The sequence below is a fragment of the Mucilaginibacter gynuensis genome (genome assembly GCF_039541195.1).
GTDB classification, from domain to species: Bacteria; Bacteroidota; Bacteroidia; order Sphingobacteriales; family Sphingobacteriaceae; genus Mucilaginibacter; species Mucilaginibacter gynuensis.
In genome coordinates this window covers 148,668-163,952 of the sequence record NZ_BAABFT010000001.1, presented here as the reverse complement: position 1 = coordinate 163,952, position 15,285 = coordinate 148,668, and the positions used below count along the sequence as shown (strand labels likewise).

Annotated in this window: 12 protein-coding genes; 5 read left to right on the top strand and 7 right to left on the bottom strand. The window is 42.2% G+C overall.

What is annotated here, in order from left to right:
• Positions 1-29 precede the first annotated feature (29 nt).
• Positions 30-1,937 carry a DUF3857 domain-containing protein gene (locus tag ABD894_RS00570; RefSeq protein ID WP_345209024.1) on the bottom strand — a complete coding sequence of 636 codons (1,908 nt, stop codon included), beginning with the start codon at positions 1,935-1,937 and terminating at the stop codon, positions 30-32.
• Positions 1,937-3,919, bottom strand: coding sequence for a DUF3857 domain-containing protein (locus ABD894_RS00565; protein ID WP_345209023.1), 1,983 nt, complete (start codon positions 3,917-3,919; stop codon positions 1,937-1,939). The genes ABD894_RS00570 and ABD894_RS00565 overlap by 1 nt, the downstream gene beginning before the upstream one ends.
• A 116-nt stretch (positions 3,920-4,035) precedes the next feature.
• On the opposite strand from ABD894_RS00565, the gene ABD894_RS00560 reads away from it, so the two are divergent.
• Positions 4,036-5,031: an exonuclease domain-containing protein gene (locus ABD894_RS00560; RefSeq protein ID WP_345209022.1), complete on the top strand. Its 996-nt coding sequence runs from the start codon at positions 4,036-4,038 to the stop codon at positions 5,029-5,031.
• 687 nt (positions 5,032-5,718) lie between these two features.
• Here the strand turns inward: ABD894_RS00560 and ABD894_RS00555 are convergent.
• Together ABD894_RS00555 and ABD894_RS00550 are read right to left on the bottom strand one after the other, a co-directional pair.
• The gene (locus ABD894_RS00555) at positions 5,719-6,480 is read right to left on the bottom strand and encodes a TIGR03915 family putative DNA repair protein (protein ID WP_345209021.1); all 762 of its coding nucleotides are present in this window, start codon (positions 6,478-6,480) and stop codon (positions 5,719-5,721) included.
• Positions 6,481-6,482: 2 nt separating this feature from the next.
• Positions 6,483-7,739 carry a putative DNA modification/repair radical SAM protein gene (locus ABD894_RS00550; protein WP_345209020.1) on the bottom strand — a complete coding sequence of 419 codons (1,257 nt, stop codon included), beginning with the start codon at positions 7,737-7,739 and terminating at the stop codon, positions 6,483-6,485.
• Between the two features lie 168 nt (positions 7,740-7,907).
• On the opposite strand from ABD894_RS00550, the gene ABD894_RS00545 reads away from it, so the two are divergent.
• Both ABD894_RS00545 and ABD894_RS00540 read left to right on the top strand, forming a co-directional pair.
• The gene (locus tag ABD894_RS00545; protein ID WP_345209019.1) at positions 7,908-8,273 is read left to right on the top strand and encodes a response regulator; all 366 of its coding nucleotides are present in this window, start codon (positions 7,908-7,910) and stop codon (positions 8,271-8,273) included.
• Positions 8,274-8,342: 69 nt separating this feature from the next.
• Positions 8,343-9,146, top strand: coding sequence for an SDR family oxidoreductase (locus ABD894_RS00540; protein ID WP_345209018.1), 804 nt, complete (start codon positions 8,343-8,345; stop codon positions 9,144-9,146).
• A 132-nt stretch (positions 9,147-9,278) separates the two neighbouring features.
• On the opposite strand, the gene ABD894_RS00535 is transcribed toward ABD894_RS00540, so the two are convergent.
• From ABD894_RS00535 to ABD894_RS00525, 3 genes are all read right to left on the bottom strand, one after another.
• Positions 9,279-9,662 carry a hypothetical protein gene (locus tag ABD894_RS00535; RefSeq protein WP_345209017.1) on the bottom strand — a complete coding sequence of 128 codons (384 nt, stop codon included), beginning with the start codon at positions 9,660-9,662 and terminating at the stop codon, positions 9,279-9,281.
• A 51-nt stretch (positions 9,663-9,713) separates the two neighbouring features.
• Positions 9,714-12,536, bottom strand: coding sequence for an FAD-binding and (Fe-S)-binding domain-containing protein (locus ABD894_RS00530; protein ID WP_345209016.1), 2,823 nt, complete (start codon positions 12,534-12,536; stop codon positions 9,714-9,716).
• A 109-nt stretch (positions 12,537-12,645) separates the two neighbouring features.
• On the bottom strand, positions 12,646-13,386 hold the full coding sequence (locus ABD894_RS00525; protein ID WP_345209015.1) for an SDR family NAD(P)-dependent oxidoreductase: 741 nt from the start codon (positions 13,384-13,386) through the stop codon (positions 12,646-12,648).
• 93 nt (positions 13,387-13,479) lie between these two features.
• Here ABD894_RS00525 and ABD894_RS00520 point away from each other — a divergent pair, with 93 nt between their 5' ends.
• Both ABD894_RS00520 and ABD894_RS00515 read left to right on the top strand, forming a co-directional pair.
• Positions 13,480-13,887, top strand: a complete 408-nt coding sequence (locus tag ABD894_RS00520) for a winged helix-turn-helix transcriptional regulator (RefSeq protein ID WP_345209014.1) — start codon at positions 13,480-13,482, stop codon at positions 13,885-13,887.
• 96 nt (positions 13,888-13,983) lie between these two features.
• Positions 13,984-15,276, top strand: coding sequence for an OmpA family protein (locus tag ABD894_RS00515; protein ID WP_345209013.1), 1,293 nt, complete (start codon positions 13,984-13,986; stop codon positions 15,274-15,276).
• The last annotated feature ends 9 nt before the right edge of the window (positions 15,277-15,285 follow it).

The window sequence follows — 15,285 nt, the reverse complement described above, 5'->3', positions numbered from 1 at the left end:
GCCTCTTTTATTATCGTACTTTGTTCCTGTTATTTATCTTTCACCAACATGGCATTGTAACTATCGGCATCGGCCACAGTTTGATAAAAACTAACCAGATCGGCATATTGCTCTTTATCATAAGTGCCGTTTATTACCTGTATGTGGCGTTTATAAGTGATCTGATTATCCTTAACGGTAATTGTCGAAGTAAATTTACCGAACGGCTTATCTACATTTACATTTAATGGCTTGCTCGATAATTTATAACCTGACGGCACGGTGTATGTTATTTCGTCATCATCAGTGTAACCGCTATTGATGTATACCTTGTTCTGGCGATTACGCACCTCTCGCGGTACAGAAGTTCTTCGGTTGGCTATATTGGGTAAAAAGTAAAACTGGCTGCCTGTTATTGTGGCATAGTCGCGGGCGTTGAGCTTTATACTTTCGGTGGTAACAGGCAATATGGCCTTGTTTTGATCAAGCTTAAGACTTTCTATCTCGAAGTTATTGATATCGTATATCTTCTTCAGATTTTTAATTCGTTCGGCTTGCTGTTCTTCTATTATATATTCCCGGTTTTCGTACTGCGTACCCTTAAACACCGTTTCCATGTTGCCGCTAAGTTCGCCCTCGGGGTTTATAGCGAATATACCTTTACGGGTTTGTAAATTAGTTTGAGGCGAATAACTGGTTGTATGCATGAGCTGGCCACCGTTTGGTGTACAGGCCAGCACTACCCTATCATCAGTAAAATCACCTAAAAACCCAAAAGGCATTTTTTGGCTGGTACATTCTACAAATGTTGTATCGTTTTTAAATGGCAAGCATAAAATAGCGTGATTGGCTTGTGTCATACTCGAAAAATCTGTTAATAAACTCACTTTGCTTTCGCCGGCCTCAACTATACAATAATATGATTCAATCCCTACGGCCTTATATAAAGCCTGTGTATAATTTACTAATGCCTTGCAATCACCATAATTAAGCCGGTCAACATCTGCAGCCAGCATAGGTTGGTAACCGCCTATACCTATCTGCACACTAACGTAACGGGTTTTGCGCTGCATGTATTCATATATCTTCTTAGCTTTTTCTTTCGGATTGGTTATACCTGCAACCATTTTTTTTACCTGTTCAATAGTAGCAGTTGGCAACGCGTCCCGGTTAAGCAAAAGATTGTCATAACTCCATTTTCCAAGCTCCTTCCAATTGGTGAAAGTACCATAAAGGCCGCCATAACTAAATTTTTCGGGCGCTATATGCACAGTGCCAAGATAATCCTCTTCATTAGGACTGTAAGGCTCGGGTTTAAACGCCTTAATATTATCCGCGTTCCAGCTATATACTTTAAGCCCATCTTTGTTAGTAGCAACACTTACGGCTGATGGCAGGTTGGTTTCCTTATAACGGATATTAAAGTCGGGCTTGCAAATAAATTTGAAACTGCTTTTTTCTATGGCTACGCCCGGTTCACCGGTTGGCTGCCAGTCGTTAAAATTTAGCGATTGTTTTGAACGCACTTCAAATTCATATTCAATAGTGTAAGGGTAATTAACAACCGACGGACGAAAATGCTTCACCCTTGAATCCTCAAACAGCGAGAAATCGTTACCTGCATTTGCATCCTCAAAACTACTTTCGGATATTTTACCGGCAGGTTTACCATACTCATCGTATACCATACCTTTAATATATCTTATCAAATTACTCTTATTGTGCCACACTACAATATGGGCCATACCGTCGCCATTTTTATTAAGCACGGTTACCGCGGTTTTAAAATGGTAAATAGTGTTATTAAGATCTTTTACTTCAATACTTACCTCATTATTTCGCACCACCGCGCTTGCATAAGGCAACAGTGCTTTTGGTATATCGCTTGCAATGTAAGGCTGTGCAATCCCCTTTAATCCCCCAATCAGCAATAATGCTGCAATTACAAATACTTTCATTAATTCTTCTTGAAAACGATATCAGCCTTTTCCGAAACGATGATCTTATTATATAACTCCTTTAAATACGGATATTCTGCCGACGAGTAGAGGCCTCTGTTGAATTGTACAACATGTGAAAATGTAAACTGATTATTACCCGTCTCAACGCTTGTGACAAACTTGCCTCCATCATTAGGTAACGATACCGATACCAGCTCGGGGGTGCTTTCAATTTTATATTTTTCGGGCAGGTGCACAGTTAATATTACCCGTTCAGATGAAGGCATTCCCCAATCAACCGGGTAAGTGCGTTCATTAAGCTTGAACGGGTTAACGGTTATTTTATGCAGCATAAATGGATTGAACAAAAACTTGTTATTATCAAGATTGTCATATACATCTATTTCTACCTCATATTTTTCGGACAAAGGTTTATCAAAGTCATCAAGATTGATTATTTCCGAATTCAATATCTTCAGCTTTGGTTGTCTTTCGTCCAAATTTTCTACATACTCATCAACGGTATTAAATTTTTTGATAGCGCTGCGCTTTACATAAGCATCGTATCCGAAAGAGTAATTAGTGATAGAGCCCTTTAGTTTACCATTTTCCTGTAAAGTAAGATCAAGCGCGTAAGTGCTGCGTTTATTTTGGTTAGCGTTAAGGTCTGTCCAGTACGATGGTTTATCTAAACTCAATACCCTACCCTGGTCATTCAGGCATTTCATAGGTAACAGACTAAATGACAACATTGGGTCAGATGCGTCGAGCAGATAGCTTTTGTCACCAATATTAGCTTTAGCTACCACGTAATTAAATTCAGTTATTACAGGATAAAGACGGTTAACAACACCATTCTCACGGGTTGATAGTATCACCGCTTCACTATTGATGCCGGCCGAGCTTAAAGCGGCTACGAGGGCCAGGTTAATATCGGCTATACTACCTGTGTGTTTTTCAAAGGCCTTGCGTACACCATCGCCACTGTAAATACCTATAAACCGATTCCATTTAAAGCTTTTTTGAATAAAAGCGTATACTGCTTTGGCTTTTTCCAGCTCATCTGTTTTGCCTGCAAGTACCGGAACTAATACATCTTTAAACGCATTCTTTTTCTTCATCTGTCCGCCAAAAGCATCTTCCAGTTTAAGTTGGCGGTCAACGTCCTGCCATTCCTGGCTTACCTTAACTTTTGCACCAGTACGCAGGTTAATATAGTCCGACAGTTCAAAATATATGGCAGAAAGGTAGTTTTTTGGCGATGTCATGTAATCTTCCTCCACCAATGCAGGAATATCTTTCATGCCGAATATGAGTTTAGAACAATCGCATTTTGTTCCCGCTACAGAAAAACAATCTTTATCCACTTTGCCTTTATATTTGTCGCCCTCAAGTAGCTTTAAAACTCCACGCAAAGAAATATTATAGTTATATATAGCAGGTATACTTACCTGGTACTCAGAGCTTAATTTTGGAATATCCGACTGGAAAGCCCACTCCTTGAACCTGTTAAGCGAAAACGATTTAAGGTGATAACTATATTCAATCACGCTGCCATTACGCACATTGGGCATAGCAAATTTCACAGTGCCCCAGTGTTTGTTCTCTTTGGTAGTATAAACTTGTTTAGGATTTAACTCGGCCTGTTTTACATCTCCGTTTTCGTCATGATAAAAGGTTACGGCTTTTATATCGGTATAAGTTTCTGTATCGCCGTCTTCCCAAATATAAAAAGGCAATTCAATTTGCCCCTCTTTAAAGCCCTTGCTATCAAAGATCTTGATCTTTACATGATAATCCATCTCAAGCGCTATCATGTCGTTACTGCTTATCCAGGCGTTACCGTACTCGTTAAGTACTAAAGCGTGCGCGGAAGTATCATTCTTGTATGATTTCATGCCGAGATCATCATGCGAGAAAGTACCGTATTTAAAGTCCTGCGCCCTGCAAATACTTAGTAATGAAAAGAATAAAAAAGAAAACAGTACAGTTTTTTTCATGTGCCCGTAATAAAGTTTAGCGTGTATTAAATTATAACAAATTTGAAACCTGCACAAATAAATTTATATAGTATAAAGTTGGCATACTTTTGCGACCTTTGCAGCAATATTTACTTATGAAACTCATTTTAAAACGTCCGCTCGCATTTTTTGATATTGAATCAACCGGTACCAATATTGGGGCCGACCGCATATTGGAACTTTCTGTTATTAAGCTATTTCCTGATGGTAGCGAACAGGTGAAGACCTGGCGTGCCAACCCGGAAATGCCCATCCCACTGGAAACATCGTTGGTACATGGTATTTACGACGAGCACATTGTTAACGAACCTGTTTTTAAAGCCATAGCACAAGACGTAGCCGATTTCATACACGACAGCGACCTGGCCGGTTATAACTCGAACAAGTTTGATATACCCATGCTGATGGAAGAGTTTTTACGCGCCGGTGTAGATTTTGATTTGGACAGTCGCCATTTTGTTGACGTACAGAATATATTTCACCAGATGGAGCAGCGTACATTGAAAGCCGCTTACCAGTTTTATTGTAATAAAGATATCATCAACGCGCACAGTGCCGAAGCCGATACCCGCGCTACAATGGAGGTTTTGCTTGCGCAGATTGAGCGTTATGAAAATGCCGAGTTTGAGGATAAAAAAGGTGTGAAAAGCATCCCGGTTGTTGGTGATGTAGAAGCCCTGCATAAGTTTACCAACCTGAGCAAACCTGTTGATTTTGCAGGCCGTTTGGTTTATAACGAAGCCGGTGAAGAGCTGATCAATTTTGGTAAGCACAAAGGCAAACGCGTTGAAGAGGTATTTAATACTGAGCCAAGCTATTTTGCCTGGATGATGCAAGGTGATTTCCCGCTTTATACCAAACGCAAACTCGAAGAGATACATAAACGCTGGAGCGCAAAGAAAAATGCTGAGAGGCAAGCGGCTAAACCTGCGGCTCCAAAACCACAGCAACCAGCTGAGGGCGCACAAAAAGATTTTAAAAAGCCTTATGATAAGCAGCCACAGCAGCCTTACAAAAAGAAAGAAGAGCCTGCTAAGCCGGTTAATGAAGATATGCTGAAATTACTGGCAGATAAGTTTAAGAAAGCTTAATATCGAAATACAAACAATAAGAAACCCCGAATACATATTTATGTATTCGGGGTTTCTTATTATATAAACTCGAACTTTTTATCAGTTCTAAATTTCTACTTCAAAAATGCTATAAAAAGCAAAACGGAAGCCTCCTCTGTTCGATTTGACTTCCGTTTTAAACTCTATCTCGGGCCGTGGCCTTCCATAAAGCATCAAGTTTTGTGTATCCATGACCGATGCTGACCTCGCCTCTTACTCTCACGAGCACCCGGCTACTTCCTCATCATCGCTTCTTAACGTTTTCGCCCCGTAGAGCTCCACGCTTTCTGCAACACCCCGTTAGCTACATTTCTTTTTTCAAATACTTTCGTTATTGTCATTTTCATTGTAACTCAGATAACTCCTTTGATCTTTAGCTCCCCCGAAGGCTCGCCCGATTCAATTTCTGTTATTCTGTAAGGCTGTCAAAGTACGTCGTTCTTGATAATACTAAGATAGTGAGGCTGGTAACATTTGTCAAGTGTTATTTTGTGTTTTTTATTAACAGGTTATACACAAATTCATCCACATGTATTTATTGCTGATTATTAATGCTTTAAACTTATCTAAACGCAAACAAGACGCTTTATTAACAATGCACTTTTAAACAATTTCAGTTCAAATGGCCAATTTATACCGTCGTATAAATTCCTGATTATGTAATATTTATATTTTTTCTGTTAAATGCTTCCAATACCTTTTGGGTATATGGCGCACATGTAGCTTAGTATTTTTGCGTGATGCGATGTTTACACTCTTAAAATAATTCTTCCATAAGTGCTGATAAACTTCTTCATCTTCGGTATAGGCAGCTATTGTATTACCGGCCTTTGTATTATCTGTAAAATCGATGGAGACAAATTCGGCATCATGTAGATCGTAATACAGAGCATAGTTACGTTTGGTATCATATATCATCCATTTCTGATCGGCATAGCGGCTTTTAAAATGGCGGCGTAATAATGGCAGTACATTAAAATCGGGCTCAATAGCGGCGTAAAAAGTGCCATCCTGCAATTTCTGAAAACGTACGAATGCCTCCATTCTATGCTTTTCGCGGCGCATCATACGTACTATCTCCGAAACTCGCATCATATACTTATTGCCATAATCCTCTTCAATGTTTTGCGATGTATCGAAAACATGGCGTATATAACCCACCAATATATCATCCTCATTTTTTATATCGGCGGTGTGCGCTATGTACAGACGCTGCAACCCATCCGATGATAGTTTTTGATGCAGCGCTTTTAATACCCTGTTGGCCCGGGTACTATCCGTTATTACCGGCAGCACCTCGTTAAACAAAGCGGTATTATGCCACTCGCCTTGTTGTAGTTTTACATAGATCAGCTTACGCTCGTATATTTCAAAAATGGCAGTCAGCAGGCCTTCAAAAGTGCCGTCGTATAAAAGCGTGGTTGTCATAATTAAAAGAGGCTAAGTTGATCGGGTTTATTTTTAAGGTATTTACTATGCGACTCGGCCAAAATGAACTGCTTTATATTATTACCGGTAAGATCACGTCGCTCGAAACTGTTGCTGTTGCAGGTAATAAAATAGCGGGCACGATTAATGGTTACGCCCATCTTTTTGATCTGCTCCCAGTTAAGCTTACCAAACTTGCGGGCGCTCACAATTTTTTGCGCTGACTGTACCCCTATCCCCGGCACGCGTAATATCATCAGCAAATCGGCCTTATTAATATCAACCGGAAATACCTGCATATTACGGATAGCCCAGCCCAGTTTTGGGTCGATGTCTAAGTCGAGATGCTGTTGCGTGTTGCTTACAATTTCGTTCACCTTAAAACCGTAAAAGCGCATCAGCCAATCGGCCTGGTAAAGCCGGTTTTCGCGCACCATAGGCACGGCAGTATTTAACGCGGGCAAACGGTTATCGGCCAATACCGGCACATAGCCCGAATAATAAACCCTGCGCAGGTTGAAATTTTTATAGAAGTAATTTGCCGCACCTAAAATCTGTTGATCATTTTCGGGCGTAGCGCCTATAATTACCTGGGTGCTTTGCCCGGCGGGTGCAAACATGGGCGCTTTTTTAAACAGCTTCTTTTCTTCGGTATTTTGAATAATGCCCCGTTTCAGGAAATCCATAGGCTGTATCATATCCTGCCGGTTTTTATCCGGTGCCAATAGTTTTAAACCTTCTTCGGTAGGCATTTCCAGATTTACACTTAACCTGTCGGCATATAAACCGGCTTCATGCATCAGTTCGTCGCTTGCGCCGGGGATTGATTTTAGATGGATATAGCCGTTAAAATTATGTTCGGTACGGAGCTTCTTGGCTATTTGCACCAGCCGTTCCATCGTATAATCAGCATTTTTAAAAATGCCCGAACTCAGAAATAATCCTTCAATATAATTACGGCGGTAGAAATTAATGGTCAGGTCTACCACTTCCTGTACTGTAAATGCTGCACGTTTAATATCGTTACTCTTGCGCGATACACAGTAGGCGCAATCAAATATGCAGTGGTTAGTGAGCAATATTTTCAGTAACGACACGCATCGCCCATCTTCAGTATATGAATGACAAATACCGTTACTGGCATTACCCAGCCCCTTGTTCTCATTTTTGCGTTTACTGCCGCTCGATGCACATGATACATCATATTTAGCCGCATCTGCCAAAATGTTTAGTTTTTCCGTTATCCGTTCCGCATTCATATCAATCAAAAATACTAATATTATTAGTATTTAATATCTTTTAGCAATATTTGTTTTACTCCTTATATGTTTGAAAAACCACCGCTGATAAATTATTTATAAAATATATTAATCGTAGCGAAAAATATGGAATACTATTTGCTATTAATAGTTTATACACAAATGGTTATGAGCAAGAAAATATTGTTAGTGGATGATGACCGCCTGATATTGGAAGCGGTAAGTGCGATGCTCGATTATTATGGCTACGATGTAAAAACCGTATGGCGTGGTGAAAAGGTGTTTGAAACCATCGGCGAGTTTGAACCCGACCTGATATTGATGGACGTTCGCCTGTCAGGCATGGATGGCCGCATGTTGTGTAAAGCGATTAAATCAGTGAATCGGATACAGGATATTCCTATCATTCTTATCTCCGGTTACGGACTTAATCCCGACATATTACATGAGCCCGGCGCACCCAACGATTTTGTATTAAAACCATTTGATATAGCCGATCTGCTGCAAAGCATAGAACGCCAATTGGCCGCTTAAACACTATTTATACATTACAATTACCCCTGCAAATACTATTGTTATTACTTTAGCGGCTTATTATAATATATGATGCCGGATAAGTTAACAGTAAGTATTTTGGGGTGCGGATGGTATGGTTTAAGTTTTGCCGAATCATTAGTGGCAAAAGGCATAACAGTTAAAGGTTCTACAACTTCTCCTCAAAAGCAAAAAGAACTTAAGGCAAAAGGCATTCTCCCCTACGTGATCAAGGTTAATGCTGATGAAGCTACCGATGATGCCGATTTTTTTAAATGCGATATATTATGGATAGCAATTCCGCCTAAAACACGCTCTGGTGAAGGTGATAGTTATGTGCATAAAATAGAACGTATTATAGAATTGGCCGTGCTGCATAAAGTACAGCAGGTAGTGCTTATTAGTTCTTCCGGCGTTTATGGCGATCATAACCAGGAGGTGGATGAAATTACCGCGCCTAACCCTGTTACAGAATCGGGCAAGGTGTTATTACGGGCCGAAGACTTGGTAAGGGCCCAGGCTGAATTTACGAGTACTATTATCCGCTTCGCCGGATTGATCGGTCCGGGGCGTGATCCGGGGCGTTTCTTTGCCGGAAAAAAAAATATACCGAATGGCAAAGCGCCTGTAAACCTTATTCATCTGGACGATTGCATAGGTATCAGCCACGCAATTATAGACGAACAGGCATTTGGCTATACCTTCAACGCATGCTCACCATCACACCCCGAAAAAGCTGATTATTATACCCGCGCCGCCGAAGCATCCGGATTGGAAATCCCGGAATTTATTGATGAACTGCTGGAGTGGAAAGTTGTAGGGAGTATTTATGTGGATGATGTGCTGGGGTATAACTATACGACGTTGATTTAACCATGATTTAAAGGATTTTGTGGATTACCTTGATTTGATTTTAGGGATTAAGCCTGAATAGCAAATTCACCAAATCATTAGATTTTAAGATATATCAAGGTAATCCACAAAATCCTTTAAATCATGGTTAAATTATTCTTTTTCGGCCGCTTCTTTATGGCCTTTGTGCTTTTCTTTTTGGGCAGCTTTTAGCGCTATGTAAGCTTTCTTTTGGTCGGCGGTAAGTATGGCGCTGATTTGCTGATCTGTATTGGCTAAAATTTCTTTGCGGGCTGCCTTATGTTGCTTTTTATCGCCTTGTGTTTTATTGGCTTTTACGCTATCAACCTTAGTGACCTGGGTAAGTAAAATGGCATTCACCTGCTTGGCTTGTGTGACGTTTAACTTCAACTCTTTTTGCAGCTTAGCGGTTAAGTGTTGCGCTTTTTGACCAGGAGTTTTTTCCACTTTAGTTTGTGCATTGGCAAGGGTGCCTAAACCACCTACAAATGCTATAATTAAAAGTAATTTTTTCATTGTTTGTATTTTACTTATTGACTGTGTAAGATCCGGATGGTTTAATTGGTATTAAATTGATTCGTCCAGCAAGTATAAAATAGACTCATAATTTTCATTTACCGCGTGCGACATCGCCATTTCGCAGGTTTTGGTAGATGAATAATAGCCATCGTATTTATTACAGCTAACTTCTAATGCTTCGGGCATAGTGGCTGATGCTGTTAGTTCAGGAATTAAAAAGCCCCTGTCGCCGGCCATGCCGCAACAGCCCGCGTGCAGCGGCACAGTTACCTTTTCAGCGTAATGATTAGCCAGTTGTACAAATTTATCGTGCGTATGCATTTTATGTAAGGAACATACCGGGTGCACCACTACCGATTGCCTTTTATTCACTACCTGCTGCTTTGGCATTACTACATCGTGCAGGTAATCAACACAGTCTAAAATATTGAGCTTATCGTAACGTACTTTGTTATCTTCGGTAAGATGGGCACGCATGCTTTTAATCGCATAAGCACATGAACTCACATCGATCACTATAGTTAGCTCGCCGTTATTGCTCGCTTGCCACATTTGTTCAATAAACACATTGGCCATGTACTTATTGGCATCATTGTATCCTTTTGATGAGAAGATCTGGCTGCAGCAGCTTCCGAAAACATTACCTGGTACCTCAACTGTAATACCCGCTTTTGCAGATACGCTGATAAAGGTTTCCATCAGGTTTTTTTTACCATCGGCACTGCTGCCCAACATACGTGAGATGCAGCTGGGATAGTATAGTATCTTTTCGCCTGTAGATGATTTATTGATAGTTTTCAGGGCCGATAAGTCAGGCGGTGGCATGATTTGATCTGTCCACAAAGGCATAGCCGGGATCAGTTTCTTTACTGCCCCCGTGATACCTTGCATTGCCTTTTTGCCAAATATCTTATTAATTACAGAGCCCGATTTTAAAGCGAACCTCGCTCCCCAAACCATTGCGCCAAAGTTTTTGGCTACCAATAATGCTGCTTTATTAGCAAACGGCGAATGGTTTTCACGCCTTAATCTTTTGATCAGTTCACCCGTATTAATATCAACCGGACAAGCGGTTGCGCAAAGACCATCAACTGCGCAGGTATCCATACCATCATACTGAAACTGATCGAGCAGGATCTTGTGATTGAGCTTATCCCCCTTCAATTCCATCTTTTTTAACTCACGTCGAATCACAATTCGGCGACGTGGCGTAGTGGTTAGGTTTCGGCTGGGGCATTTATGTTCGCAATAACCGCATTCAATACATTTATCTACTTCATGCTCTACCGTTGGCAGGGGCTTTATATTCTTGATGTGGACGTTTTTATCTTCATTAATAATTACTCCCGGGTTGAGCAGGTTGTTTGGGTCGATCGCCTGCTTCAGCTGCTTCATCAGGTTATATATGTCGCCACCCCATTCGGTTTCAACAAAGGGAGCCATGTTACGGCCGGTGCCATGTTCGGCCTTTAAGGCGCCATCGTATTTTTTTACTACCAGCTCCACCACATCCTGCATAAAGCGGTCATATCTAACAACTTCTTCGGGCGAATTAAACTCCGGCGTTATCAAAAAGTGGATGTTACCATCGCGGGCATGGCCGAAGATGATGGCATTATTGTATTCGTATTGCTTAAATAAAGCATGCAGATCAAGAATCGCGTCGCCCAGCTTTTCAACCGGGAATGCCACATCCTCCAGTATCACCGTGGAACCACTCACCCGCACCGCGCCAACTGATGGAAACAGGCCTTTACGCACCTTCCAAAAGTACTCCTGCTCTTTAGCATCGGTGGTAAATACAGGGGCATATAATAAGGCCAATTGCGGTACAGCCTGTAAAAATTGATTTACGTTTAACTCTAAATCAGCGTAATTATCTTCCTGGAATTCAACTAATAATGCAGCTGCATGTTCGCCAGCTTCGCGCACGGCAGCAGGCAGGTTGGGCATATTTTCAATGGCACGTAACGATGCCCTGTCCATCAATTCTACAGCTCTTGCCCCTGCTTCATTTAGCGGCACCAATGCCTGGCAGGCGGTATAAATATCAGGGAAGAATAACAGTGAAGCCGATTTAAAGCTGTAATCGGGCACAGTATTCATTACCGTTTCGGCGATAAAGGCAAGCGTGCCTTCGGCTCCTACAAGCAGGTGCGCCAAAATATCCATCGGGTGCTCAAAATCTATCAGCGCGTTTACCGAATAGCCAACCGTATTCTTTATCCGGTACTTATTACGAATCTTATCTTTTAGTTCGGCATTAGCTAACAAGCTCTCGCGCATTTGCGCTAAAAGCTGGTATAAGCCATTACATTCAGTTTCAAAGCGGGTATAATCGGATGGATTTTCTGTAGTGAAGGTTTTGCCATCGGGCAGTATAAAGCGGATGTGTTTTACAGTATGGTACGAGTTGAGTTTAACCCCGCAGCACATCCCGCTGGAATTGTTTGATAATATACCACCCATCATTGCCGAGTTGATACTCGCTGGGTCGGGGCCTATCTTTCTTTTATATTTTTTTAGATAATTATTTACCATGCCCCCCGTTATACCGGGCTGTACACGCACAAGCGCGCCATTATCTTCAATTTTTAAAGCATCCCAATATTGGCTCAAATCAACCAAAATACCATCTGTAATGGATTGTCCTGAAAGACTCGTTCCCCCGGCCCTGAAAACAATGGGAATATTATGCTTTGCAGAAAATTGAAACAGCGCTACAATTTCACTTTCGGTTACAGGCTGAACCACGGCTTTGGGGGTAAGGCTGTAAAAACCGGCATCTGCCGCGTACGATAACAAATCGATCAGCCTGGTTTTTATGCGGGCCGCGGGTAATATTTGCTGTAACTGTAGTTCTATATCCATTGGTACGATAACCGCTGCTGTAAGCTTGGATAGCAAATGTAATAAATACCCATAAACAAAAACGGCAGAGAACACCGTCCCTGCCGTAATAATGCTGTAAGTTTTTGGGTTAAGCGTTCAAACCGCCATCAATAGTAAGTGCCGTACCGGTAATATATTTACCCTCTTCGCTTGCTAAAAATGCTACGAGGCCCGCTACATCTTCGCCTTTACCATATTCCGGAAGTGCCATGCGGCTCCGTAAAAAGTCGGCCAGTTCACCTTGTGCCGGGTTCATATCAGTGTCTATCGGGCCGGGTTGTACCAAGTTAACGGTAATGTTATTTTTACCCAGGTCCCTCGCCAGTCCGCGGGTAAAACCACTAAGTGCCGCTTTGCTCATGGTATACAGGGTGGTTTGCGGGCCAAGGGCATTTTCGGCCATATTGCTGCCAATATTAATGATTCGCCCACCTGCCGGGATGTGTTTTACAGCTGCCGATGCTGCCACGAACAGGGCCCGAACATTAACACCCATTATCTGATCGTAATCTTCCAGCGTATGTTCTTCAAAAGCTTTACCTATGTAGATGCCAGCGTTGTTCACTAAAATATCTAAACCGCCAAATTCGGCTACAGTTTTGTTAACCGCGTTGGTTACCGCCTGCGCATCTATACTATCTGCGGCTATAGCCAATGCTTGTCCGCCATTGGCGATAATTTCGGCCGCTATGGCCTCCGCTTTTTCGGCAGATTTTGAATAAGTAAGCACCACTTTAGCGCCTTCGGCTGCCAGTCTTTTAGTAATTGCAGCGCCTATGCCACGTGCACCGCCGGTTATTAATGCTACTTTATTTTTTAAACGCTCCATGGTTGTTTTCTTAAATTTTGATCAAAAGTAGGTGGTAGTACTTATATTTGTAAGTACACTTCAAATTGTTAGGTACTAACAAAAAAGTAAGAAATGAGAAAAGAAGCTTCAACCAACTTTTTTAACGAAAAGCAAATGATCGATAGCTGCGGCATGTCGTACGCGTTGTCTGTTTTAGGCGGTCGCTGGAAACCTGCGATATTGTGCAATTTGTCGCACGGTACCATGCGTTATAGCCATCTAAAAAACATTATCCCCAATATTTCCGAGCGGATGCTGGTTGCCCAATTGCGCGAATTAGAGCAGGCCGAAGTGATCCGCCGCATTGTTTACCCGGAAGTTCCGCCGAGGGTTGAATACGAGCTGACCGATCTTGGTCGCAGCATGAAACCGATGCTGACAGCCATGTCCGACTGGGGCAATATGCACCGTAACCGCAACGCCGTTTCTGAAGCCAATGTGGTAACCGAAGAAACGACCGCTTCGGAACAGGCTATTTAATAGTCACTTACATTTTTTTATCGGGTGGTGTAACGTTCGGAAAAATTTATCCGTCATCATATTAATCACAAAGCTGCGAAGCCTTAAACAATTAATATGAAATACAACCTGATACTTTGCACAGCGCTGATGCTTACTATTTCGCAGGCATCAAACGCCCAGTTTTTTAATAAACTGAAGAAAAAAGCCGAGGCGGCTGTAAACGACGCTATTGACGGCAAGCCGGTAAACACACCAAAAGTTGCCACCAAACAACCTGCTCAAAATACAACTCCGCAACCAACACAACAGGCAGCGCCGCAAGCCAATACCGAAGCAACAACACCAGCTGCTCCTGCCCTCACATCGTACACTAAATACGATTTTGTACCGGGCCAAACCGTTATTTACAGCGACAACTTTGCTACGGATGCCGCCGGGGAATTACCTGCCGGATGGAACTCTAACGGAAACGGGGCCATTACCAGGCTCAACAGCTTTGAGGGCAACTGGATGCGTATGGATCAGCAGGCGACTTACCTGCCAGGTAAAGAGCTGGCATCAACCGATAACTTTACGCTGGAGTTTGACCTTGTGCTCGATCTTAAATCGAACGGATATGGTTTCCCCGAGTTTCGTTTTGGTATGATATCAACGGGGAAAGTGCCGGTGGGCGATAACTCGTTGTTGAGCGATCAAAAAGGCGCTAAATCTTTTGAGGTTGAGATCAGCCCGAGTACCAACAGCAGCACTTCGCAATTACGTTTTACGAGCGATAAGGGGCGAACCTCCTATTTTCGCAGCCCGGTAAAATCATTAGAGAATTTTTCAAGCTTTTACGGCAAAGTAAGCCATGTGGCTGTGCAGGGGCAAAAAGAACGCCTAAGACTTTGGGTAAACGGCGACAAGATCATCGATGTACCAAAGGCTATCCCGGCCGGCGATATACTTAACCAACTATTTTTTGTAGTAGGCAGCAGTAACTATACTAACTCACAATTAGGCATTTACGTGGGCAACATAAAGGTAGCCCAGGGGGCGGCCGATCTTCGTAATAAACTGATCAACGAGGGGCATTTTTCTACTACCGGTATCTTATTCGATGTAAACGCGGCAACCATTAAGCCAGAATCAAGCGGCACGCTGCAAGAGATAGCACAGGTATTAAAAGATAATCCTACCATAAACATCACCATTACCGGCCATACCGATAGTGACGGCAACGCGGCTGCTAACCAAAAGCTAAGCCTGAGCCGTGCCGAAAGCGTGAAGAACACCTTTGTCAGCACCTATGGTATAGACGAGGCGCGTTTAAAAATAGCAGGTAAAGGCGCCACCGTACCTGTAGCCAGCAATAAAACAGAAACCGGGAAAGCTCAAAACCGCAGGGTTGAGTTCACCAAAATATAATCCAGTCAA